The organism is Rhodococcus sp. Z6_132, from assembly GCF_058133635.1.
Genome location: NZ_JBYUNP010000002.1, coordinates 721,545 through 737,547, shown reverse-complemented (window position 1 = coordinate 737,547; position 16,003 = coordinate 721,545). Strand labels below are relative to the sequence as shown.

Genomic DNA, 16,003 nt, shown 5'->3' with positions numbered 1-16,003 from the left:
AGCGGTTGCAGACGCCGGTGGCGGCTCTGGGTGGTACTTGCAGACCACCCAAGAGCCGCCACGGGAGCGTCGGTAGGAGCGTGTCGGTCAGAATCCCGCCAGTGCGCGCAGGGCGTCGGCGCGGTCGGTGCGCTCCCAGGGCAGGTCCACGTCGGTGCGGCCGAAGTGCCCGTAGGCCGCGGTGGGCGCGTAGATGGGACGCATCAGGTCCAGGTCACGGATGATCGCGCCCGGGCGCAGGTCGAACACCTCGGAGATGGCCTGCTGGATCTTGGCCGGGTCGCCGTTCTCGGTGCCGAAGGTCTCCACGAACAGGCCCACCGGCTTCGCCTTGCCGATGGCGTAGGCCACCTGCACCTCGATGCGCTGGGCCAGCCCGGCGGCGATGGCGTTCTTGGCCACCCAGCGCATGGCGTAGGCCGCCGAGCGGTCCACCTTGGACGGGTCCTTGCCGGAGAAGGCACCACCACCGTGGCGGGCCATGCCGCCGTAGGTGTCCACGATGATCTTGCGGCCGGTCAGGCCGGCGTCACCCATGGGGCCACCGAGCACGAAGCGACCGGTGGGGTTGACCAGCAGCCGGTAGGAGGAGGTGTCCAGGCCGGGCAGGTCCATCTCGGCCACCACGGCCTCGACCACCTTCTCCTGCACGTCCGGGGTGAGCAGTCCCTCGATGCTCACGTCCGCGGCGTGCTGGGTGGACAGCACCACGGTGTCCAGGCGGACGGGCTGGTCGCCGGCGTACTCGATGGTCACCTGGGTCTTGCCGTCCGGGCGCAGGTAGGGCAGCAGGCCCTCCTTGCGCACCTCGGTGAGCCGACGTGCCAGCCGGTGCGCCATGGCGATCGGCAGCGGCATCAGCTCGGGGGTGTCCTGGCAGGCGTAGCCGAACATCAGGCCCTGGTCGCCGGCGCCCTGGCGGTCGATCTCGTCCTCGGCGTCGCCCTCCACCCGCGCCTCGTAGGCGGTGTCCACGCCCTGGGCGATCTCCGGGCTCTGCTGGCCGATGGAGATGCTCACCCCGCAGGACTCGCCGTCGAAGCCCTTGGTGGAGGAGTCGTAGCCGATGTCCAGGATGCGGTTGCGCACGATGTCGGCGATCGGCACGTAGGAGTTGGTGGTCACCTCGCCGGCGACGTGCACCTGACCGGTGGTCACCATCGTCTCCACGGCCACCCGGCTGCGGGGGTCCTCAGCCAGCATCGCGTCCAGGATCGAGTCACTGATGGCGTCACAGATCTTGTCTGGGTGCCCCTCGGTGACTGACTCGCTGGTGAACAGACGGCGGCCGGACTGGGTCACGAGGTGTCCTCTCGGGGGTTGGTCAGCAACTCGGGGGGCGAGCCTAGCCGGGGTGGGTCAGGCCGGCTTGAGCAAGTCGGCCACGACGTCGAGGACTCGGCTGGCCAGCAACGCCTTCGACCCCGGCTCCAGCACCCGCTCGGTGCCGTCGGAGGCCAGCAGCCACCCGTCGTTGCTGTCCACCTCGAACGCCTTGCCGTCGCCGACGGCGTTGACCACGAGCAGGTCGCAGCCCTTGCGCCCGAGCTTGGCCCTGGCGTGGTGCAGCACGTCGCCGTGCGCGTCACCGGTCTCCGCGGCGAAGCCGACGATGACCTGCTCGCGCGGCACCCGGCCCTCCTCACGGGCCTGCACCAGCTCGCGCAGGATGTCGGCGTTGCGGGTCAGCGCGATGGTGTCGGGCTCGTCGGCGCCCTTCTTGATCTTGCTGGTGGCCACGGTGGTGGGCCGGAAGTCGGCGACGGCCGCAGCCATCACCACCACGTCGGCGTCGGCGGAGCTGGCGTGCATCGCCGCGCGCATCTGCTCGGCGGTCACTACGTCCACCACCTGCACCGCGGCGGGAGCGACCAGCCCGGCGGTGTTGCCGGCCACCAGGGTGACGCGGGCCCCGCGCTGCACGGCGAGCCGGGCGAGGGCGTAGCCCTGCTTGCCCGAGCTGCGGTTGCCGAGAAAGCGCACAGGGTCCAGCGGCTCGCGGGTGCCCCCGGCGGAGACCACCACGTGGCGGCCGGTGAGGTCACGGGGCAGGGCGTCGCCGCGCTCCAGCAGCAGCGCGGCCACCGCGGCGATCTCGGCGGCCTCGGGCATCCGGCCGGCACCGGTGTCGGCACCGGTCAGGCGACCGGAGGCGGGCTCCAGCACCACCACGCCACGGGAGCGCAGCAGCGCCACGTTGTGCACGGTGGCGGGGTGCTCCCACATCTCGGTGTGCATGGCCGGGGCCAGCAGGACCGGACAGCGCGCGGTGAGCAGGGTCGCGGTCAGCAGGTCGTCCGCCCGGCCGTGGGCCAGCCGCGCCATCAGGTCGGCGGTGGCGGGCGCGACCACCACCAGCTCGGCCTCCTGGCCCAGCCGCACGTGCGGCACCTCCGGGATGTCGGTGAAGACCCCGGTGCGAACCGGCTGGCCGGACAGCGCCTCGAAGGTGGCCGCACCGACGAACTGCAGCGCGGCCTCGGTCGGGATCACCCGGACCCGGTTGCCGCTCTCGGTGAGCCGACGCAGCAGCTCGCAGGCCTTGTAGGCCGCAATACCCCCGCCGACGCCGAGCACCACTGCTGGGCGGTCGGCGGGCGTGCGGCTGTCGCTCACTCGCCTTCGGTGTGCTCGAGCAGGTCGGCGTGGATCTCGCGCATGGCGATGGAGAGCGGCTTCTCCTGCGCGCCGGGCTCCACCAGCGGGCCCACGTACTCCAGCATCCCGTCACCGAGCTGGGAGTAGTAGTCGTTGATCTGGCGAGCCCGCTTGGCCGCGTAGATCACCAGGGCGTACTTCGACGAGGTGCGGGCGAGCAGCTCGTCGATGGGCGGGTTGGTGATTCCCAGGGGCGTGTCGTACGCCGGTGCGGGGCTGGACTCGGTCTGGGGGTTGCTCACTCAATGGCTCCTGGGCTTGTGTCGTGGGGTGGAGCTGGTCGGACCTGTTCGGGCCGGTCCGGGTGCTGGTCGAGGTCGTTCTCGGCTCGCGCGTCATCCTGACCGGAAGGGCCGACCAACAAGGATACCAACTCCGCCGCAGCGTGCTGGACGTTGTCGTTGACGACGACGTGATCGAACTCGCCCTGGGCGGCCAGCTCCTCGCGGGCGGTCTCCAGGCGGCGGGCGATCACGTCCTCGGGCTCGGTGCCGCGGCCGGTGAGCCGGCCCACCAGCACCTCCCAGCTGGGGGGCGCCAGGAAGACCAGGACGGCCTCGGGCATGGACTCCCGGATGGCGCGGGCGCCGGCGAGGTCCACCTCCACCAGCGCGGGCCTGCCGTGCTCCAGGGCCTCGCGAACCGGTGCTGCCGGGGTGCCGGAGCGGTGCAGGCCGCGGTGGATCTCCGCCCACTCGAGCAGGTCGCCGTCGGCCACCATGCGGTCGAACTCCGTCGGCGACACGAAGCGGTAGTCGCGCCCGTCAACCTCGCCAGGGCGGGGAGCCCGGGTGGTCGCCGAGACGCTGAAGAAGAGGTCAGGGACGTCGGCACGCAGCAGTCGGACGACGCTGGTCTTGCCCACGGCAGAGGGGCCGGCCAGTACCACCAGCCGGCCCCTCGCCGAGTCAGCCACGATCGCGCTCAGGCCTGGTCGAACTTCGCGAGCAGCGCCTTGCGCTGCCGGTCACCCAGTCCGCGCAGGCGGCGGGTGGGGGCGATGTCCAGCTCGGTCATGAGCTCCGCCGCCTTGACCTTGCCCACCTTGGGCAGGGCCTCCAGCAGTGCGGAGACCTTCATCTTGCCCAGGATCTCGTTCTCGTCGGCGTCCTGGAGGACCTGCTTGAGGTCGGTGCCACCTCGCTTGAGGCGCTCCTTGAGCTCAGCCCGGACGCGGCGGGCCACAGCTGCCTTCTCCAAAGCAGCCGCTCGCTGCTCATCCGTCAGCTGGGGAAGGGCCACGGGTTCCTCCGTCTTGTGTTTGTTCTCGGGAAGCTGCTGGTGTGCCAGCAGCAGCGACGACCGTACCGACGTCGCCACACTTGTTCTTACCCGCCCCCGCGACAAGGACTCCCCGGTCACGCTGTAGAGGCGGTTACGCAGCGTGTCTTTCTGCCACCACTCTCGGTAGTGGCAGCCGCGTCAGGAAGGCAGCGCGGCGGCCACCTCGTCGCGGGTCCTGGCGGCGGCGCCGCGCAGGGCTGCGACGTCCGGCCCGCGCCCCAGGACGTCCCGAGAAGTGCTGGGCAGCACCAGCTCTGCGACGCCGGCGAAGATCGCCGCCAGGTCTGCCGCGGTGGCCCCCTGGGCACCCAGGCCCGGCGCCAGCACCGGCCCGTTCAGCCCGCCCAGCGCCAGCCCGTGGTCCCGGGTGGCCCCCACGACCACCCCCACCGAGCCCGGTGCGCTCCCGGCGTTGCGTGCCGCCGCGGCGTCCACCACGTGCTGCGCCACGGTGCCGCCGTCGGGTGCGGTGGCCAGCTGCACCGGCGCACCCTCCGGGTTGGAGGTCCGCGCGAGCACGAACACGCCCCGCCCGGTGGCCTCGGCCAGCTGCAGGGCCGGCTCCAGCGAGCCGGTGCCCAGGTAGGGCGAGAGCGTCACCGCATCGGCCGCCAGCGACGAGCCCTCCCCCAGGTAGGCCCGGGCGTAGGCGGCCATGGTGGAGCCGATGTCACCCCGCTTGACGTCGAGGAGCACCAGTGCCCCGGCGGCGTGGGCGGCCGCGATGGTGTCCTCCAGCACCCGCACCCCCGCGGAGCCGTGCGCCTCGAAGAAGGCCACCTGTGGCTTGAGCACGGCCACCTCGCCCGCCAGCGCCCGCACGCAGGTGTCGGCGAAGCGGGCCAGGCCCAGGGCGTTGTCGTCCAGCCCCCATGCCTGCAGCAGGGCCGGGTGCGGGTCGATGCCCACGCAGAGCCGGCCCCGCTCGGCCACGGCCTCAGCCAGCCGGTGGCCGAACGGGAGCCGGACTGCGCTCACCGGCCGGCCCGCAGCGCCTTGTGCAGGTCCTGCAGGGGTCGCACCCCGATGTCGCCGCGGATGACGGCCTCCACGCCCTGCACGGCGGCCGCAGCGCCCTGCACGGTGGTGATGCACGGGATGCCCATCTTCACCGCGGCGCTGCGAATCTCGTAGCCGTCCACCCGGGGCCCGGAGTTGCCGTAGGGAGTGTTGACCACCATGTCCACCTCGCCGGCCAGGATCCGGGTGACGATGGTCGGCCCGTCCAGCTGCTTGCCGTTCTCGGTGTGCTTGCGCACCTCGGTGCAGAGGATGCCGTTGCGACGCAGCATCTCGGCGGTGCCCTCGGTGGCCAGCACCTCGAAGCCCAGGTCGGCCAGGCGCTTGACCGGGAACACCATGGACCGCTTGTCCCGGTTGGCCACCGAGACGAACACGGTGCCCGCGACCGGCAGCGAGCCGTAGGCGGCGGCCTGGCTCTTGGCGAACGCGCGACCGAAGTCGACGTCGATGCCCATCACCTCGCCGGTGGACTTCATCTCCGGGCTGAGCAGGTTGTCGATGCCGCTGCCGTCGGGGTTGCGGAACCGGTTGAACGGCAGCACCGCCTCCTTCACCGACACCGGGGCGTCCATCGGCACCGAGCCGCCGTCGCCGGTCTGCGGCAGCATGCCCTCGTCGCGAAGCTCGGCGATGGTGGCGCCCATCATGATCCGCGCCGCGGCCTTGGCCAGCTGCACCGCAGTCGCCTTGGAGACGAAGGGCACGGTGCGGCTGGCCCGCGGGTTGGCCTCCAGCACGTAGAGCGTGTCGTCCTTGAGCGCGTACTGCACGTTCATCAGCCCGCGCACCCCGATGCCGTGGGCCAGCGCCTCGGTGGAGCGCCGCACGGCATCCACGTCGGTGCGGCCCAGGGTGATCGGCGGCAGCGCACATGCGGAGTCACCGGAGTGGATGCCGGCCTCCTCGATGTGCTCCATCACGCCGGCGAGGTACACCTCGGTGCCGTCGCACAGCGCGTCCACGTCGATCTCGATGGCGTCGTCCAGGAAGCGGTCGACCAGCACCGGGTGCTCCGGGGTGATCTCGGTGGCGCGGGAGATGTAGTCCGACAGCGCCGCCTCGTCGTAGACGATCTCCATGCCGCGCCCACCGAGCACGTAGGAGGGGCGCACCAGCACCGGGTAGCCGATCTCGTCGGCGATCTTCTTGGCCTGCACGAAGCTGGTGGCGGTGCCGTACTTGGGCGCGGGCAGCCCGGCCCGGGTCAGCACCTCGCCGAACTCACCGCGGTCCTCGGCCAGGTCGATGGCGGCGGCGCTGGTGCCCACCACCGGGACGCCGGCCTGGGTGAGCCGCTCGGCCAGGCTCAGCGGCGTCTGGCCACCGAGCTGGACGATGACGCCGGCGACCGTGCCGGAGAGCTGCTCGGCGTGGAACACCTCCATGACGTCCTCGAAGGTGAGCGGCTCGAAGTACAGCCGGTCGGCGGTGTCGTAGTCGGTGGAGACGGTCTCCGGGTTGCAGTTGACCATCACCGTCTCGTACCCGGCGGCCGACAGCGCCTGTGCGGCGTGCACGCAGGAGTAGTCGAACTCGATGCCCTGGCCGATGCGGTTGGGCCCGGAGCCCAGGATGAGCACCTTCTCCCGCTCGGTCTGCGGCTCCACCTCGCTCTCCGCGAAGGGGTCGGACTCGTAGGCGCTGTAGTGGTACGGCGTGGAGGCGCGGAACTCGGCGGCGCAGGTGTCCACCGTCTTGTACACCGGCCGGATGCCCATCCGGTGGCGCAGGGTGCGCACGCCGTCCTCGCCGGCCAGCTCCGGACGCAGGGCGGCGAGCTGCCGGTCGGAGAGCCCGGACCGCTTGGCCTTGCGCAGCAGGGTGGCGTCCAGCACCTCCGCCTCCAGCAGCTCCGCGCGCAGCTCGACCAGGCCCAGCACCTCGTCCACGAACCACGGGTCGATGCCGGAGGCCGCGGCGACCTCGGCCACCGTGCCGCCCTGGCGCAGCGCCAGCTCCACGTCGTAGATGCGCCCCTCGGTGGGGGTGCGCAGCCGGGTGAGGGTGCTCTCCAGGTCGGCCTCGGCCGGGTCCGGCCCGGTCCAGAAGCTGTGCCGCTTGGTCTCCAGCGAGCGCAGCACCTTGCCCAGCGCCTCGGAGAAGTTGCGGCCGATGCTCATGGCCTCGCCCACGGACTTCATGGTCGTGGTCAGCGTGGGGTCGGCGCCGGGGAACTTCTCGAACGCGAACCGCGGCGCCTTGACCACCACGTAGTCCAGGGTGGGCTCGAAGCTCGCCGGGGTCTCGCCGGTGATGTCGTTGACGATCTCGTCCAGGGTGTAGCCGATGGCCAGCTTGGCGGCGATCTTGGCGATGGGGAAGCCGGTGGCCTTGGACGCCAGGGCGCTGGAGCGAGAGACCCGTGGGTTCATCTCGATGACCACGAGGCGGCCGTCGGCGGGGTCGACGGCGAACTGGATGTTGCAGCCGCCGGTGTCCACGCCGACCTCGCGCAGGATGGCGATGCCCAGGTCGCGCATCTTCTGGTACTCGCGGTCGGTGAGAGTCATCGCCGGCGCCACGGTGACGGAGTCACCGGTGTGCACGCCCATCGGGTCGACGTTCTCGATGGAGCAGACGATCACCACGTTGTCGCGGCTGTCGCGCATCAGCTCCAGCTCGAACTCCTTCCACCCGAGGATGGACTCCTCGATGAGGACGTTGGCCGTGGGCGAGGCGGCGAGCCCGCCGCCGGCGATGCGCTCGAGGTCCTCGGTGGTGTAGGCCATGCCGGAGCCGAGCCCACCCATGGTGAAGCTGGGGCGCACGACCACCGGCAGGCCGAGCTCGGCGACGGTCTCGTGGACCTCCGCCATGGTGTGGCACACCGCGGAGCGGGCCGACTCGCCGCCCACCTTGGCCACGATGTCCTTGAACTTCTGCCGGTCCTCACCCCGCTGGATGGCCTCGATGTCGGCGCCGATGAGCTCCACGTCGTACTTCTCCAGCACGCCGGCGAAGTGCAGGTCCATCGCGCAGTTCAGCGCGGTCTGCCCACCCAGGGTGGCCAGCACGGCGTCGATCGGCGTGCCCTTGGCCTGCTCCGCCGCGATCACCTTCTCCACGAACTCCGCGGTGATCGGCTCGACGTAGGTGGCGTCGGCGTACTCCGGGTCGGTCATGATCGTCGCGGGGTTGGAGTTGACCAGGCTGACCCGGATGCCCTCCTCGCGCAGCACGCGGCACGCCTGGGTGCCGGAGTAGTCGAACTCGCAGGCCTGCCCGATGACGATGGGGCCGGAGCCGATGACGAGAACGTGGTCGAGATCTGTGCGCCGCGGCATCAGTGCGCGCCTTCCATGAGGTCGGTGAAGCGGTCGAAGAGGTAGGCGGCGTCGTGCGGGCCGGCCGCCGCCTCGGGGTGGTACTGCACCGAGAAGGCGGGGCCGTCGAGCAGGGCGACGCCCTCCACGGTGTCGTCGTTGGGGCAGGTGTGGCTGATCACAGCGCGGCCGTAGGGAGTGTCGAACTCCTCCCCCGCCTCCCCCGCCAGGGCGAAGCCGTGGTTCTGCGCGGTGATGGCCACCCGGCCGGTGGCGTGCTCCACGACCGGGATGTTCATCCCGCGGTGGCCGTAGCGCATCTTGTAGGTGTCCCGGCCCAGGGCGCGGCCGAGGATCTGGTTGCCGAAGCAGATGCCGAACAGCGGCACCTCGCGCTCCAGCACCTTCTGCGTCAGGGCCACCACGTCGTCGGCGGTGGCCGGGTCACCGGGCCCGTTGGAGAGGAACACCCCGTCCGGGCTGACGGCGAGGATGTCCTCCAGCGTCGCGGTGCTGGGCAGCACGTGCACCTCCACGCCGCGCGCAGCGAGCATCCGCGGGGTGTTGGACTTGATGCCCAGGTCGAGCGCGGCGACGGTGAAGCGCTTGTCGCCCTGCGCGGAGACCACGTAGGGCTCGGCGGTGGTCACCTCCCCGGCGAGGTCAGCGCCCACCATGCTGGGCTGCTCGCGCACCTGGTCGACCAGCGCGTCGTGGTCGGCCAGCGCGTCGCCGGAGAAGATCCCGGCCCGCATGGCACCGCGCTCGCGCAGGTGGCGCACCACCGCGCGGGTGTCGATGCCGGCGATGCCCACCACGCCCTGCTTGACCAGCTCCTCGGGCAGGGTGCGGTTGGCGCGCCAGCTGGACGAGGTGCGGGAGGGGTCACGCACCGCGTAGCCGGCCACCCAGATGCGCGTGGCCTCGTCGTCCTCGTCGTTCCAGCCGGTGTTGCCGATCTGCGGCGCCGTGGCCACCACGATCTGGCGGTGGTAGCTGGGGTCGGTGAGGGTCTCCTGGTAGCCGGTCATCCCGGTGGAGAAGACCGCTTCACCAAAGGTGGCGCCCGTGGCGCCGAACGCCTCGCCCCGGAAGGTCCGGCCGTCCTCGAGCACCAGCACTGCCTCGCTCACGCGATGTCTCCATTCTTGTCCTGATCCGAACCCGAGCTGGCCTCGTGGGCCAGGGCGTGCAGCCACTCGGGGTAAGTCGTCTTGTCGTCGGCGCGAAACCCGCTGTCGACCTCTTCTGACGCCACCCGCCAGCGCAGCACCAGCAGGCCGTCCCTGGTCATCACCTTGCCGGCGAGCTTGTTGTCCGTGCGCACCTCGACCAGGGCGTTGCGGGGCACCCACAGGTCGCTGCAGCCTTGGCGGGCGAGCAGCACGCCGGCCTCGTGCAGGCTCAGCTCGGCGGTGGCGCGGTGGCCGATGTCGCCCACCGTCACCCGGTCCTGCCAGTTTCCCGCCATGGTGGTGCCGATGTAGAAGCCGGTGGTGGGGCCCAGCAGGGCCGGACCCACCTCCGCCGGCGGCGCCGGCCAGCCACGCAGCCCCTCGGCCTGGCGCTGGGCACGCCTGGTCCAGCCCCGGTACATGGCCCACACCGCCAGCACCAGCACGGCGATGGTCAGCAGGGTCAGCAGAATTCTCACGCGGCACGGACCTTTCCCTCGTGCGCGGTGACCCGTCCGCGCAGCACTGTGGTAACGATCTTCCCAGGCAGGGTCATTCCCTCGTACGGGGTGTTCCCCGCGATGCTGGCCAGCTCAGCGCCGCGCACCGTCCACTCCGCCTCGGGATCGACCAGCACCAGGGTGGCGGGCTCACCCACCTCCAGCGGCCGGCCCTGGTCGCCCAGCCCGGCGATCTCGGCGGGACGCTCGCTCATCACCCGGGCGACACCGCGCCAGTCCAACAGGCCGGTGTGCACCATGGTGAGCACCACCACCGACAGCGCGGTCTGCAGACCCAGCATGCCCGGGCGGGCGGCGGAGAACTCGCAGTCCTTGTCCTGCGGGGCGTGCGGGGCGTGGTCGGTGGCCACGCAGTCGATGGTGCCGTCGGCCAGCGCCTGCCGCAGCGCCGCGAGGTCGGCCGGCTCGCGCAGCGGCGGGTTCACCTTGTTCACCGGGTCGTAGGTCGCCAGCCGGGAGTCGTCCAGCAGCAGGTGGTGCGGGGTGACCTCGGCGCTGACCCGGATGCCGGCGTCCTTGGCCCAGCGCAGGATGCTGGCCGTGCCCTCGGTGGAGACGTGGCACACGTGCAGCCGGGCACCGGCGTCGCGGGCCAGCAGGCAGTCCCGGGCCACGATGGACTCCTCCGCGGCGCGGGGCCAGCCGGCCAGGCCCAGCCGAGCGGCGGTGGGGCCCTCGTGGGCCTGCGCGCCGCCTGGCGTGCCGAAGCCGGTCAGCCGCGGCTCCTCGGCGTGCTGGGCCACGAGCACGTCCAGCGAGCTGGAGTACTCCAGGGCGCGACGCATCACCAGCGGGTCGGACACGCAGTGGCCGTCGTCGGAGAACACCAGCACCCCGGCGGCGGCCATGGTGCCCAGCTCGGCGAGCTGCTCCCCGCGCAGGCCCGCGGTGACCGCACCCACCGGGTGCACGTCCACCAGCCCGGCGCGGCGGCCGAGGGTGCGGACGTGCTCGGTGACCACCACCGAGTCGGCGACCGGGTCGGTGTTGGCCATCGCGAACACTGCGGTGAACCCCCCGAGGGCGGCCGCCGCGGAACCGGTGGCGATGGTCTCGGTGTCCTCCCGGCCGGGCTCGCGCAGGTGCGTGTGCAGGTCCACCAGCCCGGGCAGCACCACCAGGCCGGCGCCGTCGATCACCTCGACGTCGTCGGCCTCGGTGAGCGTCGCGGCCAGGCCGCTGCCCATCTCGGCGATGACGCCGTCGCGCAGCAGCAGGTCGGTGGGCGCACCCTCCGCGTAGGGCCGCGCTCCCGTGATGAGCACGCTCATTCGTTGACTCCCTGGTCTGATCCGGTGCGGCTGTCGCCGGCGAGCAGCTGGTAGAGCACCGCCATGCGCACGTGGACGCCGTTGCGCACCTGGTTCAGCACGGCGGCACGCGGTGAGTCGGCCACCGACGAGGCGATCTCCATGCCGCGGTTCATCGGGCCGGGGTGCAGCACCACGGCGTGCTCGGCCAGCAGCGCCGCCCGGCGCTCGGAGAGGCCGTAGCGCACCGCGTACTCCCGGGTGGAGGGCAGGTACCCGCCCTGCATGCGCTCGGCCTGCACCCGCAGCATCAGGACCGCGTCGGCCGCGGGCAGCTCGGCATCGAGGTGGTGCGACACCGTCACCGCGGCGTCGGGCCCGCCCCAGTGCGCCACCCCGGGGGGCAGCAGCGTCGGCGGAGCGACCACCACCACCTCCGCGCCCAGCGTGCTGAGCAGGCTGACGTTGCTGCGAGCCACCCGGCTGTGCAGCACGTCGCCGACGATGGCGACGCGCCGCCCGGCCAGCCCGCCGAGGCGCTGGCGCAGGGTGAGGGCGTCCAGCAGCGCCTGGGTGGGGTGCTCGTGGGTGCCGTCGCCGGCGTTGACCACGGCGGGGCCCGCGGCGTCGGGCCCGGCACCGTCGGCGGTCCAGGCCGCGATGCGGTGCGCGGCGCCGGAGGCGGAGTGGCGCACCACCAGGCAGTCGGCACCGGCCGCGCGCAGGGTGAGCGCGGTGTCGCGCAGCGACTCACCCTTGGAGGCCGAGGAGCCCTTGGCGCTGACGTTGACCACGTCCGCGCTCATCCACTTGCCGGCCACCTCGAAGGACACCCGGGTGCGGGTGGAGTCCTCGAAGAAGACCGTCATCACGGTGCGCCCGCGCAGGGTGGGCAGCTTGCGGACCTCCCGCCCCAGCAGCGCCTGCTCGAAGGCCTCGGCGTCGTCGAGGAGGGCGGTGGCGGCATCGGCGGAGAGGTCGGCTGCGGAGAGCAGGTGCCTCATGCGCCGGCCACCGCGCCTCCGCCTGGCGTGCGCAGCAGCACGGCGTCCCGGCCGTCGTGCTCGGTGAGCAGCACCGCCACTCCCTCGCTGCGGGAGGTGGGCACGTTCTTGCCCACGTAGTCCGCCCGCACGGGCAGCTCCCGGTGGCCGCGGTCCACCAGGACCGCCAGCTGGACGGCCCGGGGACGACCCAGGTCACGCAGCGCGTCCAGGGCGGCGCGCACGGTGCGGCCGGAGAACAGCACGTCGTCCACCAGGACCACCAGCGCGTCGTCCACGCCGCCGGGCGGGACGGAGGTCTCCCCCAGTGCACGGGAGGGCTGGCGACGCAGGTCGTCGCGGTAGAGGGTGGTGTCCAGGGTCCCCAGGTCGGGGCGGATCCCGGAGAACTCAGCCACCCGGTCGGCGAGGCGCGCGGCGAGGGTGCCGCCACGGGTGGGGATGCCGAGGAGCACGACGCGAGGTGCGTCCGGTGCATCCAGAGCAGTCTTCTCGATCAGCTGGTGGGCGATGCGGGCCACGGTGCGCGCGACGTCGGCGGAGCTGAGCAGCTCACGCTCGATGACGTCGGTACGCCCCTGCGATCCGTTCGCCCCGGGTGCCTGTGGCATCCAGGACCTCCTTGCCTGCCTCACTGGACAGGTTGTTAAAGGATGTCGAACATTTCTCCGTAGGTTACCAGTCGCCTCCAATCAGTTAGATTGATGCCAGCCGCATCGAGTGACGTCGCGCTGACGGCCCGTGCGGGGACTCATGCTAGGAGGGGGAGAGATGGCCGAGTACGCGAAAGCCCTGGGGGCGCGTCTTCGTGATGTTCGCCAGCGGGAGGGCTTGTCCCTCCAGCGGGTGGAGGAGAAGTCGCGGGGCCGCTGGAAGGCGGTCGTCGTCGGCTCCTACGAGCGCGGTGACCGTGCGGTCACCGTGAACAAGCTGGCCGAGCTGGCCCGCTTCTACGGCGTGCCGATGAGCGAGCTGCTCCCGCCGGACGACTTCGGTGCCGCTGACGGCGTCGCGGCGCCCATCGTGCTCAACCTCGAGCGCCTGCACGAGGTTCCGGAGAGCGACACCGAGGTGCTCTCCCGCTACATCGCCGACATCGCCCAGCGTCGGGGGGCGCACGAGACGTTGTTGCAGATCCGTTCGGCCGACCTCGACGCGCTCGCCGAGCTGTACACGATCCCCACCGACGAGCTGGTCGGCCGGCTCGTCTCGTGGGGCGTGCTGGCACCAGGCGTCGCCTGACCTGCTGATCGGTCCGAGGGCCGGGCTCCCAGCGCTGCTGGGAGCCCGGCCCTCGGAGCACACCGCAGCAGGTCAGTCCCGCGGTGAGTCGTCCCGCTCCGAGCTGAGCTCTGCGCTCGCCGGCTCGGTACCTTCTGTCGCCGCCGGCTCGGTGGCTTCTGTCGCCGCCGGCTCGGTGGCTTCTGTCGCCGCCGGCTCGGTGGCCCGGCTGGAGACCGCCGCCGCGGCAGCCCGCACCTGCGGCGCCACCAGCACCACCTGCCCGAGCACCCCGTTGATGAACGTCGGCGAGTCGTCGGTGGAGAGCTGCTTGGCCAACTCCACCGCCTCGTCCACCGCCACCACGGGCGGGACGTCGCTGGCGTGGAACAGCTCCCACACCGCCACCCGGAGCACTGCCCGGTCCACCGCGGGCAGCCGGTTCAGCGTCCACCCCTGCAGGTGGGAGGACACCACCTCGTCGATGCGGTCGAGGTTGCGGGCCACGCCGCTGACCAGGGTCAGCGTGTAGTCGTTCACGGCCGGGACGCTCTGGTCGTCCTTGGCCATCCGGCGTCGCTCGATGGCGATGCCGACCGGGTCCACGTCACGGGCCTCGGCCTCGAACAGGAAGTCCACGGCCCGCTTGCGCGCCTTGCGGCGGGCACCGCCGGGCTTGCGCTCCCGCTGGGGCGCCGCACCCGGTGCGGGTGCGGCGTGCTCCAGCAGCTCGTGCTCAGCAGGCGGCTCGACGTGCTCGTCGTGCCGCGGGTCGTTCTCGTGCGCGTAAACCACTCAGGAGTTCACTCGTCCCAGGTAGCGGCTGTCGCGGGTGTCGACCTTGAGCTTGTCGCCGGTGTTGATGAACAGCGGCACCGCGATCTCGTAGCCGGTCTCCAGCGTGGCCGGCTTGGTGCCACCAGTGGAGCGGTCACCCTGCAGACCCGGGTCGGTGTGCTGCACCACGAGCTCGACCGCGACGGGCAGTTCCACGTACAGCGGGACGCCCTCGTTGAAGGCGATCTGCACGGTCATGTTCTCCAGCATGAAGTTGGCGTTGTCGCCGACGATGGCTGCGGGCAGGTAGTGCTGCTCGTAGTCCTGGGAGTCCATGAACACGTAGTCCTCACCGTCGCGGTAGAGGTACGTCATGTCGCGCCGGTCGACCGTGGCGGTCTCGACCTTCACGCCGGCGTTGAACGTCTTGTCGTTGACCTTGCCGGTCAGCACGTTCTTCAGGGTGGAACGGACGAAGGCCGGCCCCTTGCCCGGCTTCACGTGCTGGAAGTCGGTGATGGTCCACAGCTGGCCATCGATCTTCAGGACCAGCCCGTTCTTGAAGTCGCTCGTGGATGCCACGTGCCCTTGCCTCTCTGTCTTCTCGCTGCTCGCACTGCGCCGCCTGGTGGCTGCGCTGTCGGTCTCGCCCCCGCTGGGCCGACACCGACCACGGGGCGGCTCAGACCACGAGGAGCTCCTTGGTCGTCAGCGTCAGCAGCTCCGGCATGGCGCCGGTGACCACGAGAGTGTCCTCGATGCGGACGCCGCCGCGTCCTTGCAGGTACACGCCGGGTTCGACCGTGACTGCCGCGCCAGCGGGAAGCATACCGGTGCTGCGGGGACCGATTCCCGGCGCTTCGTGGATCTCCAGCCCGACGCCGTGCCCGAGCCCGTGGGAGAAGTACTCGCCGTAGCCGGCGTCGACGATGATGCTGCGGGCCGCGGCGTCCACGACGGCGGCCTCAGCACCGACGCGCACGGCCTCGCACCCCGCGGCCTGGGCGGTGTGCACCAGGTCGTAGATCTCCCGCTGCCAGGCAGCCGGCTCGCCCAGCACCATGGTGCGGGTCATGTCCGAGTGGTAGCCGCCCACCAGGGCACCGAAGTCGATCTTGACGAAGTCTCCGGGCGCCAGCACGTTGGCGGTGGGTCGGTGGTGGGGCACGGCGGAGCTGGCGCCAGCAGCGACGATCGTCTCGAAGGAGGGACCGTCCGCGCCCGCGTCGCGCATCCGCTGCTCGAGGTCCCTCGCCACCTCCACCTCGGTGCGACCCACCCGCACTCCCCCGTCCGCCAACAGCTCGGCCAGCGCGCGGTCACCAGCTCGGCAGGCCGCGCGCAGCAGCTCGAGCTCGCCCTCGTCCTTGACCAGCCGCAGCTGCTCCACCAGCCCCGGCGCGCGGACCAGCTGCACACCCTCGGCGGCGGCCGCCACCTCGGCGTGCAGGTCCACCGTCAGCACGTGGCTCTCGAAGCCGAGCGTGCCCACTCCGGTCGTCGCCGCCAGCCGGCCGAGGTGCTGGGCGCACGGCGGGTCGATGTCGCGACGAAGGTCGGGCACCTGCTGGGCGGACTGGCTTCGGTAGCGGCCGTCGGTGCAGAAGACGGTGTGCTCCTCGTCGGTCGCGCTCACCAGCAGCGCACCCGCCGAGCCGGTGAAGCCGGTGAGGTACCGGACGTTCAGCAGGTCAGTGACCAGCAGGGCGTCACAACCGTCGGCGCGGAGCAGCGTGCGCAGCGCCGCGCGCCGCTGGCTGTGGTTGCTCGTCATGCTCACCACGGTAGCGACCCGCCCCCGGCGGGCCCGCACGTACCGCGCGAGCC

Annotated in this window: 14 protein-coding genes and 2 pseudogenes; 1 reads left to right on the top strand and 15 read right to left on the bottom strand. The window is 71.8% G+C overall.

From position 1 onward, the window contains the following. Positions 1–87 precede the first annotated feature (87 nt). The 12 genes and pseudogenes from metK to pyrR form a co-directional block, all read right to left on the bottom strand. Positions 88–1,302: a methionine adenosyltransferase gene (metK, locus tag AC3YO9_RS10135; RefSeq protein ID WP_127783133.1), complete on the bottom strand. Its 1,215-nt coding sequence runs from the start codon at positions 1,300–1,302 to the stop codon at positions 88–90. A gap of 57 nt (positions 1,303–1,359) precedes the next feature. Then, positions 1,360–2,616 carry a bifunctional phosphopantothenoylcysteine decarboxylase/phosphopantothenate--cysteine ligase CoaBC gene (coaBC, locus tag AC3YO9_RS10130; protein ID WP_489983043.1) on the bottom strand — a complete coding sequence of 419 codons (1,257 nt, stop codon included), beginning with the start codon at positions 2,614–2,616 and terminating at the stop codon, positions 1,360–1,362. Continuing rightward, complete coding sequence (gene rpoZ, locus AC3YO9_RS10125; protein ID WP_127783135.1) at positions 2,613–2,900, bottom strand: DNA-directed RNA polymerase subunit omega; 288 nt, start codon at positions 2,898–2,900, stop codon at positions 2,613–2,615. The genes coaBC and rpoZ overlap by 4 nt, the downstream gene beginning before the upstream one ends. 110 nt (positions 2,901–3,010) lie before the next feature. Continuing rightward, a pseudogene (gmk, locus tag AC3YO9_RS10120) lies at positions 3,011–3,574 on the bottom strand (guanylate kinase); the annotation flags it as partial. Between the two features lie 8 nt (positions 3,575–3,582). Continuing rightward, on the bottom strand, positions 3,583–3,900 hold the full coding sequence (gene mihF / locus AC3YO9_RS10115; RefSeq protein ID WP_127783137.1) for an integration host factor, actinobacterial type: 318 nt from the start codon (positions 3,898–3,900) through the stop codon (positions 3,583–3,585). Between the two features lie 180 nt (positions 3,901–4,080). Next, on the bottom strand, positions 4,081–4,920 hold the full coding sequence (pyrF, locus tag AC3YO9_RS10110) for an orotidine-5'-phosphate decarboxylase (RefSeq protein WP_127783138.1): 840 nt from the start codon (positions 4,918–4,920) through the stop codon (positions 4,081–4,083). Then, positions 4,917–8,249, bottom strand: coding sequence for a carbamoyl-phosphate synthase large subunit (carB, locus tag AC3YO9_RS10105; RefSeq protein WP_127783139.1), 3,333 nt, complete (start codon positions 8,247–8,249; stop codon positions 4,917–4,919). Before carB ends, pyrF begins: the two co-directional genes overlap by 4 nt. Then, complete coding sequence (gene carA / locus AC3YO9_RS10100; protein WP_127783140.1) at positions 8,249–9,361, bottom strand: glutamine-hydrolyzing carbamoyl-phosphate synthase small subunit; 1,113 nt, start codon at positions 9,359–9,361, stop codon at positions 8,249–8,251. The genes carB and carA overlap by 1 nt, the downstream gene beginning before the upstream one ends. Continuing rightward, positions 9,358–9,882 (bottom strand): PH-like domain-containing protein, encoded by a 525-nt coding sequence (locus tag AC3YO9_RS10095; RefSeq protein ID WP_346773844.1) that lies wholly within the window; start codon positions 9,880–9,882, stop codon positions 9,358–9,360. Before AC3YO9_RS10095 ends, carA begins: the two co-directional genes overlap by 4 nt. Further along, positions 9,879–11,195 carry a dihydroorotase gene (locus AC3YO9_RS10090; RefSeq protein ID WP_489983042.1) on the bottom strand — a complete coding sequence of 439 codons (1,317 nt, stop codon included), beginning with the start codon at positions 11,193–11,195 and terminating at the stop codon, positions 9,879–9,881. Before AC3YO9_RS10090 ends, AC3YO9_RS10095 begins: the two co-directional genes overlap by 4 nt. Continuing rightward, positions 11,192–12,178 carry an aspartate carbamoyltransferase catalytic subunit gene (locus tag AC3YO9_RS10085; RefSeq protein WP_127783142.1) on the bottom strand — a complete coding sequence of 329 codons (987 nt, stop codon included), beginning with the start codon at positions 12,176–12,178 and terminating at the stop codon, positions 11,192–11,194. The genes AC3YO9_RS10090 and AC3YO9_RS10085 overlap by 4 nt, the downstream gene beginning before the upstream one ends. Beyond that, on the bottom strand, positions 12,175–12,789 hold the full coding sequence (gene pyrR, locus AC3YO9_RS10080; protein WP_127783143.1) for a bifunctional pyr operon transcriptional regulator/uracil phosphoribosyltransferase PyrR: 615 nt from the start codon (positions 12,787–12,789) through the stop codon (positions 12,175–12,177). The genes AC3YO9_RS10085 and pyrR overlap by 4 nt, the downstream gene beginning before the upstream one ends. Positions 12,790–12,931: 142 nt before the next feature. On the opposite strand from pyrR, the gene AC3YO9_RS10075 reads away from it, so the two are divergent. Next, the gene (locus tag AC3YO9_RS10075) at positions 12,932–13,420 is read left to right on the top strand and encodes a helix-turn-helix domain-containing protein (RefSeq protein WP_489983041.1); all 489 of its coding nucleotides are present in this window, start codon (positions 12,932–12,934) and stop codon (positions 13,418–13,420) included. A gap of 195 nt (positions 13,421–13,615) precedes the next feature. Here AC3YO9_RS10075 and nusB read toward each other — a convergent pair. From nusB to AC3YO9_RS10060, 3 genes and pseudogenes are all read right to left on the bottom strand, one after another. Beyond that, positions 13,616–14,125 (bottom strand): annotated as a pseudogene (gene nusB, locus AC3YO9_RS10070) (transcription antitermination factor NusB); the annotation flags it as partial. A 69-nt stretch (positions 14,126–14,194) separates the two neighbouring features. Beyond that, positions 14,195–14,758, bottom strand: coding sequence for an elongation factor P (gene efp / locus AC3YO9_RS10065; RefSeq protein WP_127783145.1), 564 nt, complete (start codon positions 14,756–14,758; stop codon positions 14,195–14,197). A gap of 100 nt (positions 14,759–14,858) precedes the next feature. Then, on the bottom strand, positions 14,859–15,950 hold the full coding sequence (locus AC3YO9_RS10060) for a M24 family metallopeptidase (RefSeq protein ID WP_489983040.1): 1,092 nt from the start codon (positions 15,948–15,950) through the stop codon (positions 14,859–14,861). Between the last annotated feature and the right edge of the window lie 53 nt (positions 15,951–16,003).